This window comes from Algibacter sp. Ld11 (assembly GCF_045066735.1).
Lineage (GTDB): Bacteria > Bacteroidota > Bacteroidia > Flavobacteriales > Flavobacteriaceae > Algibacter.
The window spans coordinates 399,731-423,266 of the sequence record NZ_JBISHH010000026.1 but is presented as its reverse complement, the minus strand read 5'-3'; the positions used below and the strand labels follow the sequence as shown (position 1 = coordinate 423,266).

Below are 23,536 nucleotides of genomic sequence, written 5' to 3'. Positions count from 1 at the left end.
TTTGATAAAAAAACACACCATTTTATTTACACTTCTATTATTAATAACCTTTGGCTTTGCCCAGGAGCCGGTTAATTATTTAGAAGAGTCTGAAGCCGATTTCACCAAAAGGATGCAATGGTTTACAGATGCTAAATATGGTATGTTCATTCATTTTGGATTGTACAGTCAATTAGGAGGAATATACAAAGGCAATGAAGAAGGTCGATATGCAGAATGGATACAAGGCAATCAGGATATTTCTGCAGATGAATACGCTCAATTAATTGATACCTGGAACCCCAAAGATTTTAACGCTAAAAAAATAGTAAAATTAGCGAAAAAAGCTGGTATGAAATATTTAGTAATTACCACAAAACACCACGAAGGTTTTTGTTTATGGGATTCTGAATATACAGATTTTGATATCTCATCATCTCCAATGAAGGGGCGTGATTTTATAAAAGAATTATCTGATGCTTGTAAAAAAGAAGGCCTTCATTTTGGAACATATTATAGTATCATCGATTGGCACCACCCAAGTCAGGTTGTGAAAATTAACGAAAAAACTAAAAAACATAATTGGGGACAAATTAGCATGAAAGAAGGCAGAAAAGCCGAATATGTTAATTACATGAAAAATCAAATTAAAGAGCTTATTGAGAATTACGATAGCGAAATTATTTGGTTTGATGCAGACTGGGTAGACTGGTGGACTTTAGAAGATGGTAAAGATTTGTATCAATATATAAGAACCTTAAAACCTAGTATTATTATTAATAACAGAGTTGCTAAAAGAAAGCTATTTAAAAAAGATTTCGGAACTCCAGAGCAGTTTCACCTAGAAGATAAAGTAAATTATAATTGGGAAGCCTGTTATACTTTAAATGATTCTTGGGGATATAAAATTAAAGATACAGATTGGAAAACTCCAGAAGTAGTATATGCTAAATTAAAAGATATTAATGGTAAGGGCGGTAACTTGTTATTAAATATTGGTCCTAATGGTGATGGAAATGTGCCAAAAGAATCTGTAAATATTTTAGTAGAAGTCGGGAAAATGTTAAAAAAAGAAGCGAAGTAATACATAAAACCTGGTATTTAGCAATAAGTAAAAAAGACACATAAATATGAAATTTAAAATCACATCTATATTAATCTGTCTATGTTTGGTATCAATTAAGTTGTATAGCCAAAGCATATCTGTAGATGAATACAACGTTTCTTGGACAGAGAAAAGTAAAATAGCTTCTGATGCCATGCCACTTGGTAATGGAACAACAGGTGCTTTAGTTTCTGTTTTGGAAGATGGCCATATTTGGATTTCTGTTAGACATATCGATGCTTGGTCTGAAGCGCACCGACTTTTAAAATTAGGAGATGTAGAAGTTGAAGTTACTCCAAATCCGTTTAACACTACATTCAAACAAGAACTTATTTTAAGTGATGGTGTTATTTATTTAGAAGGAAAAGACGGCTTTAAATCTAAAATCTGGATAGATAAAAATAACAGCGTTATTCATGTTGAAAACGATTCAGATTTAAAATTTAAGCTTAATATAAAACTTCATAATTGGAGAGATGAAGCTCAAGTTATTAACGAGACTAACCTTAAAGGCATTCCTGGAGGAGTAACCGAATCTGCAGATGTTATTATTCCAAATAATACAAACGCAATTACTTGGTATCATAGAAACAATACTACTAAAGCTTTCGATTGGACTATAAAAGCTCTAGAAATTCCGAAGCCCGAAAATTTAGATAACGTTTTAGAAAACCGAACTTTCGGGGCTATGATTGTTGGTGATAAAATGTCGAATATTTCAGATACGACAATGACATCAAAACCAAGAAAATGCAATCATTTAAAAATTTACACACTTAACAAGCGTACCAAAACTGTTGATAATTGGTTAGACGAAATAAAGGCTTCTTCTTCTAAAAAAGAAAATATAAAAACCAATTGGAAGGCCCACGCATCTTGGTGGAATACCTTTTGGAAAAGTAGTTACATTCACTTAACAGGTTTTAAAGAAGCAAAACAAACTAGCGCAGGTTACGCTTACACCATGTATTTAAATGCAATGGCTGGCGAAGGTGAGTTCCCTATAATTTGGAATGGTTCGATGTTTGCTCCAGATTTAAATGAGGTTTTACAAAGAAATCACACTGGCATAAAACATTTTAAAGATAAAGACCATCGTTCTTGGGGTAATTTAATGTTACATCAAAATGTGCGTTTACCCTTTTATTCCATGAATGCCGCTGGGCAATTTAAATATGCCAATTCTTTTATCAACCTATACATAAGAGGTTTTGATTTAATGAAAGAACACTCCAATACTGTTTTTGGTCATGAAGGTACGGTAATTAGAGAATCAACCACACTTTGGGGCGTTATTGCACCTGGCGTCTACGGTGTTGATAGAGAAGGATTAGAACCTGGACAACAACAATCGAGATGGCACAGAACCCATTGGAATGCAGGCTTAGAAGTAGCTTGGTATTTATCGGAACGTTTTGATTATACACAAAATGAAACTTTTGCTAAAGAAGAGTTTATCCCTTTTGCTTCAGAAATTGTAAAGTTTTTCGATTTACATTGGCCACATAAAGACGGGAAATTATACTTCCCAGATGTTCATGTACTAGAATCGTTTCGCGATGCAGATAACCCAATGCCGTTTATTGCAGGTTTACATTCGGTATTAAATAGCTTGCTTAAATTACCAAATCATTTAACTACAGAAACCGATAGAACGTACTGGAAAGCGTTATTAACTCGTGTGCCAGAAGTACCAACAAGAGATAGAAACGGAACTAAAATTTTAGCAAATGCTGAGGTTATAAAATCTAAAAAAGCAAATGTAGAAGTAGCAGAATTGTATTCTGTTTTCCCATATCACCTGTACGGTGTTGGTTTACCAGATTTAAAAATGGCACAAGACACCTATAAAAACAGAACCACTTTAGTAAACGATGTTGGTGGAGAAAACCCAAAATGGGCACCAGGTTACATTCGTGGTGGCTGGCACCCAGAAGCTATTATGGCTGCAATGGTTGGCTTAACAGATTCTGTTCAAAAAGAAGTTGTTTGGGCATTACATCGACCTGTTCCAGAACAGCGTTATCCAGGTTTTTTCATGTCTACGCATGATGGAACGCCAGATGTACAACATTCATCAGTAGCAGCAACAGCGTTGCAACGCATGATTTTACAAAATGTAGAAAATAAAATTGTCCTTTTACCAGCCTTTCCCTCAAACTGGAACTGTGAATTTAAATTGTATGCAAAACAAAACACCATAGTTGAAGGTAAAGTAGTAAATGGAGAAATTAAAAAACTTAAAATAACACCTTTCAATAGAAAAAAAGATGTTTTTATTGGTCAGAAATTAAAAACACCCAAACCAGAGATTTGGAATTAATACTAAAAGAACAGAAACATTATTTAATTAATAAAGGTTTAAAAACAAAAAATATGAGTAATTCCAAAAACCTAATGACATTAGTAGCTTTACTGCTGTTAGTAAGTATTTCATCTTGTAAAGAGAGTGTAAAAAAAGAAGTAGTAAAAGAAGAAAATAAAAGACCAAACATACTTTTCTTATTTACAGATGATCAAAGAGGTGGAACAATTGGAGCAATGGATAAGTACGATGTTCAAACACCAAACATGGATCAATTGGTTGATAATGGAACCTCATTCACAAATTCTTATATTTTAGGTGCTACTACTGCTGCTGTTTGTTCGCCAAGTAGAGCGATGTTAATGACGGGGCGTCATTATTTTAATATAGAACCAAATGTATACGCTCAATTTGCTTTTAACAAAGAGGATAAAGGAAAAAGTGATAAACTAACTTTTCCTGAATATTTCAAATCTAATGGTTATGAAACTTATGCAACAGGAAAACAACACAATGGTGAAATTTGGTTAGAGCGTGGTTTTGATAAAATTAAGTCTGCCTTTTTAGGAGGTATGACGAGACATTTTGGTACCAAAGTTAAAGATTATACACCTGAGACAGGATGGTCTGCCGGATATCAAAATAATGAGAAATTCAGTAGTGAGGTATTTGCTGATGCTGCTGTTGGTTTTTTAGACTCTTATAAAGAAGATAAGGAGAAGCCATTTTTAATATATGTTGCTTTTACAGCACCGCATGATCCTCGTACAGCACCACAGGAATTTCATGATATGTATCCTTCAGAAAATATAGCGTTACCTGAAAATTATAAGCCTCAACATCCTTTTGAAATTGCTGATGATCGCATTAGAGATGAAGTTTTAGCTCCATTTCCAAGAACTGAAGCTATTGTCCAAAAAGAAATTTCAGATTATTACGCCATGATTACTGCTACAGATACTCAAATTGGCAGAATTTTAAAAGCATTGGAAACTTCAGGTGAAGCAAATAATACAATTATTGTTTTAGCAGGTGATAACGGGTTGGCTCTAGGGCAACATGGTTTATTAGGAAAGCAAAATGTATATGAGCATAGTGTTAGTGTGCCATTAGTATTTGTAGGACCAAATATTCCTAAAAATAAAAAGACAGATGCATTGGCTTATCTACATGACGTTTTTCCAACATTATGTGGTTTAACAGGTTTAGAAATTCCTGAATCTGTGCAAACAGAAAATTTAACTCCTGTAATAGAAGGAACAGATACAAAAGTAAGAGAAAGTATGCTATACGCTTACAATTCATGGCCAGGAGATTTATTAAATAAAAACAGAAAACACAATCCAGGTGGAGGCCATAGAGCAGTTCGTAAAGGTGATTTTAAATTGATTGTTAGTGCAAAGCACGATGTGTTTACGTATCAATTATTTAATATTAAAAACGACCCTTGGGAATTAGTTAATTTAATTGAAGATGAAAACTATAATAATGTTAAAGAAGATTTAATATTAGAGTTAGAAAAATTAATAAAAGAAACAGGTGATCCAGCTGATTTGACTAAAAAAGAATTTGGACTTTTTGATCATCCTGAAGATTATAACTTCAAAGATAAAAAATAATGATTTTTAATAATTCATTAAAAAATAACCTTCAAAAAACAGTTGTATCTAACTTGTTTTTTGTGGGTTTATTAATGCTTCTAAATATCAATTTTGCTACAGCTCAAGAACAGGAATTATCTTGGGATGAACTTGCTGGCCAATATGAGTGCCCAGAGTGGTTCAGAGATGCAAAGTTCGGTATTTGGTTTCATTGGGGCCCACAAGCTGTACCAGAACAAGGTGGCGGTTGGTATGCACGCCACATGTATATGCAAGATGTAGGTAAGCAGAAGTTTGGTAAAATGGCAAATCCGTATCATTTACAAACTTACGGACACCCTTCAGAATTTGGGTTTAAAGATGTTATAAATGAGTGGAAAGCTGAAAAATTTGACGCTCAAGAATTAATTAAATTCTCAAAAGAAAATGGTGCTAAATATATTGTTGCCTTAGCCAATCATCATGATCATTTCGATTTATTTAACTCTACATATCACGAATGGAATTCTGTAAATGTAGGCCCCAAAAAAGACATTATTGGCGAGTTTGAAAAAGCAACACGTAACGCAGGTTTAAAATTTGGAGTTACAAGTCATGATGATCGTTTTTTAAACTGGTGGAAACCAGCTTTTGGTGCAGATAAAGAAGGAATTTACCAAGGTATACCTTATGATGCTCGTTTAACAAAAGAAGATGGTAAAGGCCTTTGGTGGGAAGGTTTAGATCCTAAAAAATTATATGGTCCTGCACCAGAAGATCGAACACCAGAAATTATAGAAGATATTAAGAAAAACTGGTTAAAACGCCACATTGAATTAGTTACTAATTACAAGCCAGACTTGTTGTATAATGATGGTTTTAATTTTACGTATGGCAATTATGGTAAAGAAGTTACTCGTACACTTTACAACAATAGTTTAAAAGAAAATGGTAAAATAGATGCTGTTATGCTCTTAAAAAGAAAAGCAGCAGGTACCGTTAATGAAGTAGAGTCTGGAGGTAGTAATACGTTGAGAGAATACCCTTGGCAGTCAGAAATCACTTTTACCGATTGGTTTTATAAAAAAGATCGTCATCTAACGCATAATGCACGTACCATTTTAGAAATGCTAATTGAAGCCGTTAGTAAAAACGGAAATTTGCTTTTAAGTATGGAGTTGAATCCCGATGGCACCATTCCGAATGAAATTAAAAAGAGTGTGAAAATTGTTGGAGATTGGCTTAAAATTAATGGTGAAGCTATTTACGGGACTAGACCATGGACTGTTTATGGGGATGGTAAAAGTGTTCGAGGAGAAGATGTTGAAATGGTTGAAGGAGAATTACGTAATGCTACAGAGTCTCAAAAACACGGCGAGCATTTTAACCAACGTACTACAGCAACACCTGCTTTCAATCATGATGAAGTACGTTATACAACCAAAGGAGACAATTTTTATATAACAGTAATGAATCCAAAAGGCGGTGAATTCATAATTCCTTCATTTGCAAAATCAAGTAAATTAAGTCCTGGTAGCTTAAAAAGCTTAACACAACTATACGACGGTAGAAAAATAACTTTTAAGCAAACCAATAAGGGTTTAACTATTAATATGCCGGCTGTTAATGGAGATAGTTATCCCGTAGTTTTGAAAGCTAAATTTAAAAAGAAACATTACAAAGCATAGAGGCAACAAAAGTATCGGTTAAGGTTAAAAATGTAGGAGACTTGGAAGGTGAAGAAGTTGTACAATTGTATATAAAAGATTTAGAGAGTTCTGTGAAACGCCCTTTAAAAAGTTTAAGGAAAATTGAAAGGATTTCTTTAAAACCAAGAAAATCTGTAATAGGAACTTTCAATATTATATTAAAAAATTTACAATGCTTTGATACCGATTTAGATAAGAAAGTTGTGGAGGCAGAAATGCTCGAAATTGGAATCGCTTTAACATTAAACAATTTCAATGTCGTAAAATTAGAGGTTACAAATTAAATTATTAAATAATGAAAAAATTACTTCAAATAGGTGCTTTAACTCTACTATCTATAATAGTAGTAACAGGCTGTAAAGGCAAACCAAAAGAAGAAAAAGCAGAAGTTAAGCCAGAAAGACCTAATATCTTGTTCATCATGTCCGATGATAACACAGCGCAAGCTTGGGGTGTTTATGGCGGTATTTTAAAAGATTACGTTCATACACCAAATATTGCACGTTTGGCCGATGAAGGAACGCTTTTGGAAAACTGTCTAGTTTCAAATTCTATTTGCACACCAAGTAGAGCAACTATCTTAACAGGTCAATATAGTCATGTTAATGGTGTTAAAATTTTAGATGCCGGTCTATCTCCTGCATATAATAACATTGCTAAAGAAATGCAAAAAGGAGGTTACCAAACATCTATAGTTGGTAAGTGGCACCTTAAACAAGAGCCTGCAGGTTTCGACTATTATGCCGTACTTCCTGGTCAAGGTGAATACCATAATCCTATTATTAAAACAGCAGATAATTGGCAAGATTATTACGAAGGTGGTAAACAATATGATGGGTATAGTACCGATGTTATTGCAGATATGACCATTGATTGGATAGAAAATCGTGATGAAAACAAACCGTTTATGGCCATGTGCCACTTTAAGGCAACTCACGAACCTTACGATTATCCAGAACGCTATGCTGATTTATATAAAGATCAAGAAATTCCTGCTCCAGACTCTTTTTACGATAGTAGTGCCTCTACAACAGGGCGCTCGTTTTTAGGTCAATCTATGGATAATCTCAAGCAACGATATTTAGATGCGACAGCACACCCAGAGTTACGTAAAGATTTTATGAACTATCCTGGTTTACCATTTTCAGTAGCGGGTTTAACCAACGAGGAAGCACGATATAAAACGTATCAAAAAATGATAAAAGATTTTATGCGTTCTACAGCTGGTGTTGATGATAATATTGGAAAGCTTTTAGATTATTTAGAAGAATCTGGCCTAGCAGAAAATACGGTTGTAATTTATACTGCAGATCAAGGTTACTTTTTAGGCGAACACGGATGGTTCGATAAACGATTAATTTTTGAAGAGTCTATGCACATGCCATTTGTTATTCGTTACCCTAAAGAAGTTAAGGCTGGCGCAAGAAATAAAGATTTAATTGAAAATGTAGATTTTTCAGCTTTGTTCGCTGATTATGCAGGTATAGAATATCCTAAAGATATGCAAGGCCGCAGTTTCCGTGAAAACTTAAAAGGAAATACACCTAGTGATTGGAGAGATTACGGGTATTACAGATATTGGGATCACTCAAAAGATAGACCTGGACATTTCGGAATACGAGGTAAACGTTACAAACTTGCTTTTTTCTACGGTAATGGATTTGAAGGTGCAGCACAAGATCAATTCTGGGATTTTTACGATTTACAAGAAGATCCAAAAGAATTGCATAACGCATACAACGATCCTAAATACAAAGACATTATAACAGAACTTAAAGCTCAAATTTTAAAGAAAAAAGAAGCTGTTGCCGATACTGATGCTGACACACCTGAAGTTCTTGATATTATAAAAAAACACTGGAACGACTAATTTTAACGAAAAAGTTGTTTAACAAAATTATACATGATTAATAAACTATTTACCATATTTTTTGTCGCTGCAAGCTTAACAAGTTGTAAGGCTCAAAGGCAAAATAAACCCAACGTCATCATTATTATGGCCGATGATATGGGTTATGGAGATTTATCATGTTATGGTAGTACCTTAATCAATACGCCTCACCTAGATAAAATGGCTGCCGAAGGTATTAAGTTTACCGATTTTCACTCTAATGGTTCCGTTTGTAGCCCAACACGTGCCGCAATCCTCACAGGTAAATACCAACAACGCGTTGGTATTGATGGTGTTGTAACTGCAAAACAACATCGTGATGTAGGACTAGCAACTAGCGAAAAAACATTTGCAGAAGCGATTAAAGGCGCAGGCTATGTTACGGGAATGTTTGGTAAATGGCATGTAGGTTATAAAACAGAATTCAACCCTATAAATCAAGGTTTCGATGAGTATATTGGTTACGTTTCAGGAAATGTAGATTACCATTCACATATAGATCAAGTGGGATATTTAGATTGGTGGGATGGGGATAAAATTAAAAATGAAGAAGGTTATTCTACAGATTTAATTACCGAACATTCGGTTAATTTTATTAAACGTCACAAAGATGAACCTTTCTTACTTTATATTCCTCATGAAGCGCCACACGGTCCTTTTCAAGGTCGTTTATCTAAAGAAGAACGCACTCTAGGCTGGAAAGATGGTGCTAAGCAAAAGGATAAAATGTCTGAGGAAGAGCTTAACAACATTTATAAAGAAATGGTTGAGGTTATGGATGAAGGCGTTGGTAAAGTAATGGCAACGTTAAAAGAATTGAATTTAGATAAGAGCACTTTAATTTTCTTCTGTTCAGATAATGGAGCTTCAAGAAAAGTTGGAAGCAATGCTGGTTTAAGAGGTTACAAATCTACCTTATGGGAAGGTGGGCATCGTGTATCTGCCATGGCTTGGTATCCTGGTAAAATTGAACCAAATCAGGTAAACAATGAAACCATTTTAACTATGGATTTGTTCCCAACAATTATGAGTTTTGTTGGTGCTGACACGCCAAAAGGATTAGATGGTGTTAACCTTAAAAACAATCTTACTACAGGAAAAGCTTTACAAGAAAGAGATGTCTTCTGGGGCTATTCGGGCAGAAAAGCCATGCGCCAAGGCGATTGGAAATTAATTCTAACCAGTAAAAATGCAGAGCCTTTATTATATAATTTAAAAGAAGATATTGAAGAGAGTAACAACCTTGCCAGTCAACATCAAGAAATGGTAAAGACCATGCTGAAAAAATTAGAAATTTGGAGTGATGATGTGAATTTAACTTCAAAAAAACAAAAAAGTTAGAGGCTTAATTCTATGAAAAAACAAAACAATAATTTAATTAAAAACATCTCATTACTAGGTTTATGCTTGGTACTAACTTTTTGCGCTAAACCTAAAGAAGAAGTATTACAGCAGGAAGAAGATTATAAACTTCAATACACAACGCCTGCCGAAAAATGGACAGAAGCTTTACCTATTGGTAACGGAAGCCTTGGCGCCATGATTTTTGGAGGTGTGAGTCAAGAACATATTCAGTTTAACGAAGAAACACTTTGGCGCGGAAAACCACATAACTATGCAAACGCAGGTGCTGGTGATTCTTTAGATGAAATTAGAAAATTATTAGCTACAGGCGAGCAACGAAAAGCTCAAAAATTAGCTCAAGATAATTTCATGAGCGACCCAATAAAGCAAATACATTACCAACCATTTGGTGATCTATATATCGATTTTATAAATCATGATAATTATACAAATTATAAACGCGAGATAAACTTAAATGATGCCATTAGTTCGGTATCATATACGGTTGACGGTGTCGATTATTCACGCGAGGTGTTATCGAGTTTTCCAGATCAAATTATAGCTATAAACTTAACAGCAAGTAAAAACAAAGCTCTTAATTTCGATTTATGGTTAGATGCTATTCATGAAGATAAATCGGTGATGACATCAAACAATTCTCAAACTTTAGTAGTAAAAGTAAAAGATGGAGTTTTGCATGGTATTTCAACTTTAAAAATTAATACTAACGGAAACATTTCCCATGCAAATGGTAAACTTGAAATTACAGAAGCTTCAAAAGCAACCATTTATTTAACGGCAGCAACAAATTATATTGATTTTGAAGATGTTTCTGGTCAACCGGAAAAAATAGTGCCGGAAACCTTATCAAAAGTTTCAAATTCAAACTACGAAGAGGTTAAATTAAAGCATATAACAGATTATCAATCACTATACAACCGCTTTAAAATAAGTTTTGGAGACAACGGTAAATCTGGAAATCCTACAGATCAAAGAATTCAAGATTTTTCAGAAACACCGAGTGATCCTCAGTTACTCGCTTTATATGTAGAATACGCACGTTATTTAACCATTTCTAGCAGTAGACCAGGTACCAAAGCCGCCACATTGCAAGGTATTTGGAATGATAAATTAACACCACCATGGTTTAGTAGTTATACTACTAATATCAATTTAGAAATGAATTATTGGCCGGTAGAAATGTATAATTTAAGTGAATGCCATGAGCCTTTATTCGATTTAATAGAAGATCTTTCTGTAACGGGTGCTAAAGTAGCTAAAGCACACTATAATACTGATGGTTGGATTGTACACCATAATGTTGATATTTGGCGAGGAGCAGCTCCAGTAAATGCATCGCATCATGGTATATGGCTAGGAGGAGCTGCATGGTTATCAACACACCTTTGGGAGCATTATTTATTTACTCAGGATAAAGATTTTTTAGAGAAAAAATATCCTTTAATGCGCAATGCTGCTTTGTTTTATTCTCAATTTTTATATAAGGATCCAAATACGGGCTATTTAATAAGTTCACCTTCAAACTCACCAGAAATTGGAGGTTTAGTTGCGGGCCCTACTATGGATCATCAACTAATACGAGCTTTGTTTAGAAATACTATTGAAGCTTCAAAAGTTTTAAATATAGATCTAGATTTCACATCCTCTTTAAAACCGATGATCGCTAAAATTGCTCCAAACAAAATAGGTAAGCACGGACAACTGCAAGAATGGATGCAAGATAAAGATGATCCAGAAAGTCATCACAGACATGTATCTCATCTATGGGCTGTTCATCCAGGAAAAGAAATTAATTATGAAGACACACCTGAATTGATGAAAGCGGCAAAGCAATCATTAGAGTACAGAGGTGATAATGGAACTGGTTGGAGTTTAGCATGGAAAATTAATTTTTGGTCTAGATTTAGAGACGGAGATCACGCCTATAAATTGTTACACAAATTATTGAGTCCAGCAGAAAGGCCTAACGGAAAAGTTGGCGGTGGCTCCTACCCTAACCTATTCGATGCTCATCCTCCATTTCAAATTGATGGAAATTTCGGTGGAGCTTCAGGTATTTTAGAAATGCTATTGCAAAGCCAGTTAGATAAAATTGAATTGTTACCAGCACTACCAAGCGCATTACCAGAAGGACATGTTTCCGGTATGGTAGCTAGAGGTGGTTTTGAAGTAAGTTTTACTTGGAAAGATGCAACGTTACAAAGTGTAGAGGTATTATCTAAAGTAGGTAATAAATGTATTTTAACCTATAAAGATAAATTGATAGAATTTGAAACCACCAAAGGACAAACATATCAATTCGATGGTACTTTAAACCAACAATAAAGAAACTAAACATGAATAAATTAGCATTAGTAATCATCATAATCTTTAGTTGGAGTAATTCTATTAAAGCACAAAGCAAATCAGACAAACCTAACGTAATTATCATTTTTACCGACGATCAAGGTTATAATGATGTTGGAGTCTTTGGTTCGCCACTAATTAGTACGCCAAACCTTGATAATATGGCTAAAAACGGTATGAAATTCACCGATTTTTACTCAGCTTCACCAGTTTGTTCTCCATCTAGAGCAGCGTTACTAACAGGTTCTTATCCTGCAAGAGTTGGTGTAAATGGTGTGCTTTGGCCTAATATACCAGGAGGATTACCAAATACGGAATTAACTATTGCTGATATGCTAAAAACCCAAAACTATGCTACGGGTTGTATTGGTAAATGGCACTTAGGAGATAAGGATCAATATATGCCAACGGCTCAAGGCTTCGATATGTATTACGGCATTCCTTATAGTAACGATATGTCGGTTTACCCACAAGCCAAAGTTTCTGAAAACATTTTGTTTAGAGAAGGTATGACTATCGACAGCTTAAGACAAGATAAATGGCGTGGCGGTGTTGTACCATTAACGGAACAAAACGAAATTATTGAGTATCCTGTAGATCAAACTACCTTAACACAACGCTACACAAGAAAGGCGTTAGATTTTATTGAAACTAATAAAGAAGAACCTTTCTTTTTATACTTAGCCCACTCAATGCCTCATATTCCATTATATGCATCAGAAGCCTTTAAAGGAAAAAGTAAACGTGGTTTATATGGTGATGTTATTGAAGAAATTGACTGGAGCGTTGGTGAAATTTTAAAAACATTAGAAGCACTTAATCTAGATAAAAACACATTAGTCATTTTTACTTCAGACAACGGTCCTTGGGATTTAAAAAACGGACATGGTGGTAGTGCATATCCACTTAGAGGATTTAAATTCGATACTTATGAAGGTGGTATGCGCGAACCAATGATAGCACAATGGAAAGGAGAAATACCTGCAAATACGGTTTGTTCTGAGATTACTTCAACCATAGACATCTTACCAACCTTAGCCTATTTAACCAATAGCGACTTACCTAAGAAACCCATAGATGGTAAAAATATTTGGAAATTACTATCAGGTAAAAAAAGTAAATCTCCACATAAAAAAGAAGGCTTTTATTACCACAATAAAAAATCGGTATTAGAAGGTGTAAGAGTAGACCATTGGAAACTTAGAGTTGTAAAAGAACAAATTGAACTATATAATTTAAAAGAAGATATTTCTGAAAGTAATAATGTGGCATCGCAAAACCCTAAAATTGTAAAGAAGTTACAAAAAATGATGCAAAACTTTGATGCAGATTTAAAAGCAAATACGCATTAAAAACTTCAAAAAAGATAATAGCCAAACCAAAATGACTAAGAACACATTTATTCTTTTAATAACCGGTTTTACTGTTTTTATGTCTTGTAAAGAGAACGAAAAAACAGTTGAAACATCCGTTTCAGGAAAACCAAATATTATTTACATTCTAGCAGATGATTTAGGCTACGGCGATGTTTCTATTTATAACCAGAACTCAAAAATACAAACACCAAACATCGACAATTTAGCTATAAACGGAGTGATGTATACAGATGCACATACCAGCTCTGCGGTTTGTACACCAACACGATATAGTATTTTAACAGGACGCTATAATTGGCGTACGCGTTTAAAAGAAGGTGTTGTTAGCGGTTACTCAAAATCTTTAATTAAACAAAACCGTACTACTGTTGCCGATTTAGTAAAAGAAAATGGCTACAACACCGCCTTTATTGGTAAATGGCACCTGGGATGGGATTGGGAAATTACACAATCTGATTCACTTGGTTTAGATATTGACAACCTAAAAGCAAGACCCCAAGTAGATTTTAGCAAACCTATTAAAAACGGGCCAAACGCACATGGTTTTGATTATAGTTACGGCTTTTGTGGCTCATTAGATATGCCTCCTTACGTTTGGGTAGAAAATAATATACCAACTAGTATACCAACAAAACTAACCAAAGGCAAAACTAAACAAGGTACTTGGAGAAAAGGTTTAACGGCCGATAATTTTGAGCATGCACAAGCTTTACCAGAAATTACAAAACGTACGGTAAGCTATATTAACGAAAATGCAAACCAAGACAAGCCGTTTTTTGTGTATATGCCACTTCCCGCACCGCATACACCAATTTTACCAACTAAAGAATTTCAAGGAAAAAGTAATTTAGATAATCCGTATGCCGATTTTGTAATTATGGTGGATTGGGTGGTTGGTGAAGTCACAAAAACTTTGGATGCCAACGGGATTACTGAAAACACTTTAATTGTATTTACGAGCGATAACGGGTGTTCTCCAACAGCAAACTTTAAACAATTAAAATCTAAAGGTCATAACCCAAGTTACGAATACAGGGGCTATAAATCTGATATTTTTGAAGGCGGACACCGCGTACCGTACATCATGACTTGGAAAAATAATATTAAACCAACAAAAACTAATCAGTTAGTTTGCACTACAGACTTTTTTGCCACGGTGGCCGATGTACTTAATATTGATATAGATGATAATGTTGCTGAAGATAGTTTCAGTCATTTAATTGAAACAGATGCGCTTAAACGTGAAAGTATTATACATCATTCTGTGCATGGTGAGTTTGCCTATAGAGAAGGAGATTATAAAGTAAATTTCTGTGTTGGTTCTGGCGGATGGAGTTTTCCAAATATTCATACAAAAAAAGCCATTTACGATACACTTCCTAAAGTGCAACTCTACAATATTAAAAATGATGTGGCTGAAACAAATAATTTACAAGCGGTACACCCGGAAATTGTAACGGCATTTAAAGCCGATTTATTGAAAATTATAAATGAGGGTAGAAGTACTAAAGGAACAATACAAGCAAATGATGGCGCAAGCGCATGGGCACAATTAGAAAAAATTAAGGACATAAAATTATAGTATAATGATGATGAGTAAATTAAAAATAAAACAGTGCTTTACACTGTTGGTTTTAGGAGTAATAGTAACGATTTCTTTATCGTTTACCGTAAAAAAAGATCCACCATATAAAAACCCAAAACTTCCTATTGAAGAGCGTGTACACGACTTGTTAGGTAGAATGACTTTAGAAGAAAAGTTCTGGCAAATGTTCATGATTCCGGGCGATTTAAGCCTTGGAAAAGATAAATTAAAACATGGTATTTTTGGTTTTCAAATATCATCAAAAGGATTAAATGATAATGCTGCAGAGCAAATTATGGACTACGGTTCTACAGGAACTGCAGAAAACATGGCCAATGAAATTAACGGACTTCAAAAATACTTTTTAGAAGAAACACGTTTAGGAATTCCCATTATACCTTTCAACGAGGCTCTACATGGTTTAGCCCGTGATGGTGCAACAACCTTCCCACAAGCCATTGCTTTAGCATCTACTTGGGATACCAATTTAGTGACTGATGTGGCTAGTGCCATTACAAAAGAAACAAAAACGAGAGGTATTCGTCAAATACTATCTCCAGTATTAAATATTGCTCGCGATGTACGTTGGGGTCGTGTTGAAGAAACCTATGGTGAAGATCCCTATTTAACAACTCAAATGGGCGTTTCATTCATAAGTCAATTTGAAAAAGCTGGTATAATTACCACGCCAAAACACTTTGTTGCCAATGTTGGCGCCGGTGGCCGTGATAGCTACCCTATTAGTTTTAACGAGCGTTTGTTAGAGGAAATTTACTTTCCTGCATTTAAGGCTGTCTTTAAAAAAGCTGGCGCACGTTCAGTAATGACTTCTTATAACTCACTAGATGGCACACCATGTACATCAAATGAATGGTTATTACGCACAAAACTTAAAGAAGAATGGGGTTTTAATGGCTTTGTAATTTCAGATGCAGGAGCAACTGGAGGCGCCAATGTTTTACACTTTACAGCGGCAAACTATGCTGAAGCTACAGAAGATGCCGTTGAAGCAGGTTTAGATGTTATGTTTCAAACCAACTACAATCACTATCCATTATTTTGGGAAGCCTACGAAAAAGGTATGGTCGATATTAAAGCAATCGATGAAGCTGTAAGCAGAATTCTAACAGCAAAATTTGAGCTAGGGTTATTTGAAAATCCTTATGTAGACGCGAAAGAAGCAACAATATGGAACGGACATAAATCACATCGTGAGTTGGCCAAAAAAGCAGCTTCAAAATCAATGGTTTTATTAAAGAACGAGAATAAAACCTTACCAGTTAATAAAGCAACTAAAAAAGTAGCACTTATTGGCCACGATGTAAAAACTGTAAGATTAGGTGGTTATAGTGGCCCAGGAAATAACTTAGTTTCTATGTACGATGGTGTTGCTAACAAAATAGGAAAAGAAAATATTAATTATGCACCAGGTGTTGCCCTTACAGAAGTAAAATATAAACCTATTGCATCTGCTAACTTATCTACAAAGAATGAAGGTAAAACAGTTGCAGGTTTAAAAGCAAATTACTTTGATAATATTACGTTAAGCGGAACACCAAAAGTAGAACGCATCGATAAGAAAGTAAGCTTTGGTTGGACTCTTTTTTCGCCACATGAAGATTTACCATACGATTGGTTTTCGGTACGTTGGACAGGACAAATTAAAGCGCCAAAAACAGGAAAAATTAATATCGGTATTGAAGGTAACGATGGTTACCGTATGTATTTGGATGGAAAGTTACTCATTGACAACTGGCAAAAACAATCATACAATACCATTTTAAAAGAATTTTATTTTGAAGAAGGAAAAGATTATGATGTAAAAATTGAGTTTTACGAATCTGCTGGAAATGCTAAATTTAAATTAGTTTGGGATGCAGAAATCCAAGATCAATGGGAACAAGAAATAGCAGAAGCTGTCGCTGTAGCAGAACAAAGCGAGGTCGCTGTAGTATTTGCTGGTATTCACGAAGGTGAGTTTAGAGACCGCGCCTTATTGGCATTACCTGGCCATCAGGAAGCACTTATTAAAGCAGTCGCCAAAACAGGTAAACCTACAGTGGTTGTTTTAGTTGGCGGTAGCGCAATTACAATGGCCAACTGGATTAACGATGTCGATGGCATTATCATGGCTTGGTATGCCGGTGAAAACGGTGGAAATGGCTTTGCAGATATTCTTTTTGGTGACGAAAACCCAGCAGGGCGTTTACCTATTACTTTTCCGGTAGATGAGGCACAATGCCCATTGTATTATAATAACAAACCAACTGGAAGAGGTGATAATTACCATAACTTAACGGGACAACCTTTATTCCCTTTTGGTTATGGATTAAGTTACACATCTTTTGAATATTCGAATATAAGTTTTAGTAAAAATAATATCAATCCAGACGATACTGTAAAAGTAACTTGTGATATTAAAAATATAGGAACCATTGATGGCGAAGAAGTCGTACAATTATACATCCGAGATGAATTATCATCTGTATCAAGACCAATAAAAGAATTAAAAGGTTTTACACGTATGGCGCTAAAAGCAGGAGAAACTAAGAGCGTAACTTTTGAATTGGGTCCAGATGAACTTTCTATGCTAGATAAAGATTTAAAGCGATTGGTTGAAGCTGGAGATTTTAGAATCATGATTGGCGCATCATCTAAAGATATTAAATTAAGAAAAATTCTAACGGTTAAATAAAAGAGTAATGAAAATATTTAAAAGTATTCTGGTATTAAGTTTAGTTGCTTTTTCTGCATGTAAAGAGGAAGAAAAAAGTTTAAACGTATCTTGGGTAAGCAGTACTGAAAATAATGTATGGGTAGAAAAAACATACACAACACCTTCAGAAAGTGCTACAACTCCCCTATCCATTAATATCAATACAGAAAATCAGGACCAAGAAATAACGGGTTTTGGCGGCTGCTTTAATGAGTTAGGTTGGGACGCTTTAGAAATGGTAACACCGCAAGAAAAACAACAAATTTTAAACGATTTGTTTAGTCAGGAAGTGGGGTGTAAATTTAGTTTATGCAGAATGCCAATTGGCGCCAACGACTATGCTGTAGATTGGTATAGCCATAATGAAACCGAAGGCGACTTTGCTATGGAAAATTTTTCTATTGATAGAGATAAAAAACGCTTAATTCCATATATACAAGAAGCCCAAAAAATAAATCCGGATGTAGCGGTTTGGGGCTCGCCTTGGTGCCCACCGTCTTGGATGAAACATAGTAAACATTATGCTTGTAAAGCTAATCCTGAATTTAATGATTTACCAGAAGAATGGAGTTCTACAGAAGAGTTAGTGTCTCGCTTTATAACAGAACCACAATATTTTGAAGCGTACGCATTATATTTTGCAAAGTTTGTTCAAGCTTACGCTGAAGAAGGTATAGATATTAGCGCTGTACATGTTCAAAACGAATACAACTCTGCTCAAAATTTTCCATCATGTGTATGGAGACCTGAAGATTTAGGGATTTTTATTGCAGATTATTTAGGTCCAAAATTTAAAGCTGAAAAGTTAGATACCGAAATTTGGTTAGGTACCGTTGAGCGTCCTCAAATAGAGCGCGTTTCTGATGTTGTGGAGTACAAAGATGCAAAAGATTATATTCAAGGCATTGGTTTTCAATGGGCTGGTAAAGGTGCTATTGAAGCCGTACATGACACATACCCGGAAATGCAGCTAATGCAAACAGAAACAGAATGTGGAGATGGTTCTAACGACTGGAAAGCGGCCGAATACACATTCAATTTAATGAAACATTACTTTGAAAATGGAGCCAACTCGTACATGTATTGGAATATGGTTTTAGATGAAACCGGAAAAAGCCAATGGGGTTGGAAACAAAACTCTATGATCTCTATTGACAGTAATTCTAAAGCAATAACCTATAATCCAGAGTTTTATTTAATGAAGCATTTAAGTGCTTTTGTAGCTCCTGGATCAGTTAAAATTGATACCGACGGAAATGATGAAAATGCTATTGTATTTTATAATAAAGCAGAAAACAAAGTAGTTGTTTTAGCTTATAACGATGCATCTGAAGATAAAGAAATTCAATTTAATATTAACGCCAAGCCAGTTAAAACGATGCTAGAAGCAAAATCTTTTAATACCCTAACTATTACTTTGTAAAAAATACATTATGAATAGAAGAAATTTCGTGAAATATTTAGGAGCCACTACCATTTTTGTTGGGGCGTCTTCCTGTGCTTCTATAAAGCTTTTTGGAAATTCTTATAATGATGAGGTATCGCGAGCAGCTTGGAAAAACCTAGCCAATAACGGGGAAGCTTTTAAATATGTAAGTCCTAATAAAAAATTACCAAATGTTTTTATTTACGGCGATTCCATTTCAATTGGATACACACCAACAGTAAGAAAAGCATTAGAAGGAAAGGCAAATGTATACCGAATTCAAAAAAATGGTGGATCAAGCGATACATTTATTCCTAAAATGGAAAAATTAAAGACTACCATGTTTCAACCACACTTAAAAGGTGGTTGGGACTTTGATTGGGATGTTATTCATTTCAACGTGGGGTTACACGATTTAAAATACCTAAAAGACGGTAAGTTAAATATTGAACATGGAAAACAAGTAAGTAGCATAAATGTTTACAAAACTAACCTAGACAATATTTGTAAATATCTTATAAAGGAATATCCTCAAGCTAAACTCATTTTTGCTACAACAACAGCAGTTCCTCAAGAAGGTGCCGATGGCAGAATATCAGGCGATAGCATAATTTATAATAAAGCCGCTAGAGAAGTTTTAACAAACTACCCTTCCATTCAAATTAACGATTTGTACGCCTTTACAAAGCCAAATGAAAAAGAATGGTACATAAAACCACAAAATGTGCATTATAACGAAACAGGAAAAGCAGCACAAGGTAAACAGGTAACAAAAGTTATCAGTCAAAATATATAATCATGAATAAAACACTATTTTTTATTGTCGCTATACTCTTTTCTCTTTCAGGAAAAACACAAGAGAATACGTTTATTCCGCAACCAGAATCTGTGATAATATCTTCTGGAGGTTTTAAACTAGATAAAGACACCAAAATTTTTATACCTAAAAAGTATCAGACAGATTTAGGATCGCTCGTAGTTGCAGAACTTAAAAAAGACACGCAACTAAATATTTCTATGCAAACGGGAAGCGTATCAGTATCTTCAAACTTCATACTTTTTCAAAAGGTTAAAGAATCATCAATAGATTCAGAAGGTTATATATTAGAAATTTCACCTTCAAAAATTATTATAAAAGCAACAGACTATGCAGGTATGTTCAACGGGTTTCAAACGTTAAGGCAAGCCATTCCTGTGGGAACAAACATGGAAACAGCTATTCCGAGTATGGTAATAACTGATAATCCAAGGTTTCATTGGCGTGGTGTTTTACTAGATGTGTCGCGTCATTTTCAAACTAAAGCCTTTGTTTTAAAACAAATTGAGGTCTTATCATCTTATAAAATAAATAAGTTTCATTTACATTTAACGGACGATCAAGGGTGGAGAATTGAAATAAAAAAATACCCAAATTTAACTAAAAAAGGTGCTTGGAGAGCCGACAGAACAGGTATTGCTTGGTGGTCTAGAGAAGCAGCTACGGCTGAAGAATCTAAAACTATTGGAGGCTTTTACACCCAAAACGATATCAAAGACATTATAGCATATGCTAAAACTAGAAATGTTGAAATTATTCCTGAGATTGATGTGCCAGCGCACAGTAAAGCCTTAATAGCATCTTACCCACATTTATTTTGTTATGACGAAGTTCCGGAAGGCGTGAATTTTGAAGTTGCTGTTGGTGGCAAAGCTCCAGATAACGCTTTATGTGCTGGAAAAGAAACTACCTATGATTTTTTAGAAGATATTATTGAAGAAATCGCAGATTTATTCCCAACCAAGTATTTCCATATTGGTGGTGATGAATGCAACAAAAGCAATTGGAAAAAATGTCCACATTGTCAAAAAGTAAAAGCAGATCATAACTTAAAAGATGAAGAAGAGCTTCAAAGTTATTTTATTCAAAGAATGCATAAAATAGTAACTGCTCAAAACAAAATAATGATTGGTTGGGATGAAGTTTTAAGCGGTAATGGCGTAAAAGGTGCAACTATTATGGCATGGAGAAGAGGTCGGCATACCCCCGAACTACAAGCTCCTAGAGAAGGATATCCTACAATAATGACATCATATTTACACTCATACATTAGCAGAGTGCAAGGTCCCACATTTATAGAGCCAGAAGGTCCAAATTCAGTTTTACCCTTATCCGTTGTTTACAATCATGAGCCTATTCCTGAAGAATTAACTCCAGAACAAGCTAGCCTAGTATTAGGTAATCAAGCTAGTTTATGGGGCGAATTTACACCTACAGAAGAACATTTTGAATACATGCTATACCCGAGAACTTTAGCTAGCGCGGAAGTATCATGGAGTAATCCAAAAGTAAAAAACTGGAAACGTTTTCAACATGCTTTAGAAAACGATCATTTCGAAAGACTAAAACAAAATAAAGTAAATGTAGCTAAAAGTTTATTTACAGTGTATCCTGTGTTTGGGATAGACCAATTACATAGCAAAGCTATTGTTTATTTAGAAACAGAAACTGTTGGTTACGACATATATTACACCACTAATGGTGACACTCCAACAATAGAAGCAAATAAATATAAAGGTAATTTTAAAACGACACCAAAATCACTTCTAAAAGCAGGGCTTTTTAATAAAGCAGGCGAATTACTAGGAGAAATAACAGAAGTAAGATTAAAATAATGAATATGAAAATCTCAAAATTAATAGCAATGTTTATGCTGATTGCGACTTATGCAACAGCGCAACAAAAACCAAATATTCTATACATCATTTGTGACGATTTAGGTTATGGAGATGTTCAAGCTTTGAACCCTAAAAAAGGAAAAATTTTAACACCGAAGATTGATGCTTTTGCAAAAGAATCTATGACGTTTACCGATGCGCATTCAGCTTCAGCTGTATGTACACCTTCGAGATACGCCATTTTAACAGGTCGATATTCTTGGCGTTCTAGATTGCAACAAGGTGTTTTAGGAACCGGTGATGAACTAGAACCTTTAATAGCTGAAGACCGAATGACGGTTCCAAAAATGCTAAAAGAAGCAGGTTATAAAACTGCGGCTATTGGTAAATGGCACCTTGGATTTAAGTTTGTTGACGATAAAGGTAATGCTGTACCTGTTTATGATGGTAAAAAAGTTATAGGCCCAGCCATTGGTTCAACAGTACCAAACGGACCAATTTCACGCGGCTTCGATTCTTACATTGGTTTTCACCACTCCAGAGTTATGAAAACAGTAATTAAAGATGATAAAGTTGTAGATAAAATGGAACCTATAAAAATGTTACAATTTTTAGGAGATCATGCCGAAGATTACATTGCAAACTCATCTAAAACAGAAGAGCCTTTCTTTATGTATTTAGCTTTAAATTCTCCACACAGCCCTGTAGTACCATCTAAAGCATGGCAAGGAAAAAGTGGTATGGGTGCCTATGCGGATTTTGTTATGGAAACAGATGATGTAGTTGGTCGTGTACTTGAGGCTTTAGAAAAAAATGGCATTGCAGATAATACAATTGTCTTCTTTACTAGCGATAATGGTTGCTCTGCTCCTGTTGCAAAAGCGGCAAAGTTAGAGAAAGAGTTTGGCCATTACCCAAGCGCCGATTTTAGAGGTTATAAATCAGACATTTGGGAAGGTGCACACCGTATCCCGTTTATAGTAAAATGGCCAGGTAAAATAGAAGCAAATACTACTAATGATAAATTAATTTGCCAAACTAGTTTAATGGCAACTTGTGCAGAAATAACAGGCTTAAGTTTAAATGATACATCTGGTGTAGACTCTTATAGTATTTTGCCAATGTTAGAAAACAAAAAAGCAAAAACCGATTATAACCTTGTAGTACATCATTCTATTAACGGAAAATTTTCCATCAGAAATAAAAAATGGAAACTAGAATTAACACCAGGTTCTGGCGGTTGGTCTAGCCCAAATGATAATAAAGCTATTAAAGAAAACTATCCAGACATTCAGTTGTATAACATGAAAAAGGATGCTCAAGAAACCACAAATGTTTATGATAATCATCCTAGATTAGTAAAAAAAATGACTGCAAAATTAGAACAAATTGTTAAAAATGGCAGAACAACTTCCGGGCAGTTACTACAAAACGATGTTACTGTAGATATTTACAAAAAAGGAGTCACTAAAAAAGCATCAGCACATTAATTTTTTAA

15 protein-coding genes are annotated in these 23,536 nt (G+C 34.7%); all 15 read left to right on the top strand.

The genetic code is table 11. The features are described 5' to 3' along the window. The first annotated feature begins 1 nt into the window (after position 1). The 15 genes from ACJJV4_RS18360 to ACJJV4_RS18290 are packed head-to-tail and all read left to right on the top strand — an operon-like array spanning position 2 to position 23,528. Positions 2 to 1,063, top strand: coding sequence for an alpha-L-fucosidase (locus ACJJV4_RS18360; RefSeq protein WP_405296855.1), 1,062 nt, complete (start codon positions 2 to 4; stop codon positions 1,061 to 1,063). Positions 1,064 to 1,109: 46 nt separating this feature from the next. Beyond that, a complete protein-coding gene (locus ACJJV4_RS18355) occupies positions 1,110 to 3,407 on the top strand; it encodes a DUF5703 domain-containing protein (RefSeq protein WP_405296854.1) in 2,298 nt (765 codons plus the stop codon). A 53-nt stretch (positions 3,408 to 3,460) separates the two neighbouring features. Beyond that, complete coding sequence (locus tag ACJJV4_RS18350; protein WP_405296853.1) at positions 3,461 to 5,008, top strand: sulfatase-like hydrolase/transferase; 1,548 nt, start codon at positions 3,461 to 3,463, stop codon at positions 5,006 to 5,008. Further along, the gene (locus tag ACJJV4_RS18345) at positions 5,008 to 6,657 is read left to right on the top strand and encodes an alpha-L-fucosidase (RefSeq protein ID WP_405296852.1); all 1,650 of its coding nucleotides are present in this window, start codon (positions 5,008 to 5,010) and stop codon (positions 6,655 to 6,657) included. Before ACJJV4_RS18350 ends, ACJJV4_RS18345 begins: the two co-directional genes overlap by 1 nt. Before the next feature lie 41 nt (positions 6,658 to 6,698). Further along, positions 6,699 to 6,962 carry a fibronectin type III-like domain-contianing protein gene (locus ACJJV4_RS18340; protein WP_405296851.1) on the top strand — a complete coding sequence of 88 codons (264 nt, stop codon included), beginning with the start codon at positions 6,699 to 6,701 and terminating at the stop codon, positions 6,960 to 6,962. A gap of 11 nt (positions 6,963 to 6,973) precedes the next feature. Next, a complete protein-coding gene (locus tag ACJJV4_RS18335) occupies positions 6,974 to 8,548 on the top strand; it encodes a sulfatase (RefSeq protein ID WP_405296850.1) in 1,575 nt (524 codons plus the stop codon). A gap of 33 nt (positions 8,549 to 8,581) precedes the next feature. Next, a complete protein-coding gene (locus ACJJV4_RS18330; protein ID WP_405296849.1) occupies positions 8,582 to 9,910 on the top strand; it encodes a sulfatase in 1,329 nt (442 codons plus the stop codon). Positions 9,911 to 9,922: 12 nt separating this feature from the next. After that, positions 9,923 to 12,259, top strand: a complete 2,337-nt coding sequence (locus tag ACJJV4_RS18325; protein ID WP_405296848.1) for a glycosyl hydrolase family 95 catalytic domain-containing protein — start codon at positions 9,923 to 9,925, stop codon at positions 12,257 to 12,259. A gap of 11 nt (positions 12,260 to 12,270) precedes the next feature. Next, positions 12,271 to 13,632, top strand: a complete 1,362-nt coding sequence (locus ACJJV4_RS18320; RefSeq protein ID WP_405296847.1) for a sulfatase — start codon at positions 12,271 to 12,273, stop codon at positions 13,630 to 13,632. A gap of 31 nt (positions 13,633 to 13,663) precedes the next feature. Then, positions 13,664 to 15,238, top strand: a complete 1,575-nt coding sequence (locus ACJJV4_RS18315) for an arylsulfatase (RefSeq protein ID WP_405296846.1) — start codon at positions 13,664 to 13,666, stop codon at positions 15,236 to 15,238. 4 nt (positions 15,239 to 15,242) lie between these two features. After that, on the top strand, positions 15,243 to 17,936 hold the full coding sequence (locus tag ACJJV4_RS18310) for a glycoside hydrolase family 3 C-terminal domain-containing protein (protein WP_405296845.1): 2,694 nt from the start codon (positions 15,243 to 15,245) through the stop codon (positions 17,934 to 17,936). A 7-nt stretch (positions 17,937 to 17,943) separates the two neighbouring features. Then, a complete protein-coding gene (locus ACJJV4_RS18305) occupies positions 17,944 to 19,380 on the top strand; it encodes a glycoside hydrolase family 30 protein (protein ID WP_405296844.1) in 1,437 nt (478 codons plus the stop codon). A 10-nt stretch (positions 19,381 to 19,390) separates the two neighbouring features. After that, positions 19,391 to 20,179: an SGNH/GDSL hydrolase family protein gene (locus ACJJV4_RS18300; protein ID WP_405296843.1), complete on the top strand. Its 789-nt coding sequence runs from the start codon at positions 19,391 to 19,393 to the stop codon at positions 20,177 to 20,179. Positions 20,180 to 20,181: 2 nt separating this feature from the next. Then, positions 20,182 to 22,035, top strand: a complete 1,854-nt coding sequence (locus tag ACJJV4_RS18295) for a beta-N-acetylhexosaminidase (RefSeq protein WP_405296842.1) — start codon at positions 20,182 to 20,184, stop codon at positions 22,033 to 22,035. Between the two features lie 5 nt (positions 22,036 to 22,040). Further along, positions 22,041 to 23,528 carry an arylsulfatase gene (locus tag ACJJV4_RS18290; protein WP_405296841.1) on the top strand — a complete coding sequence of 496 codons (1,488 nt, stop codon included), beginning with the start codon at positions 22,041 to 22,043 and terminating at the stop codon, positions 23,526 to 23,528. Positions 23,529 to 23,536 lie beyond the last annotated feature (8 nt).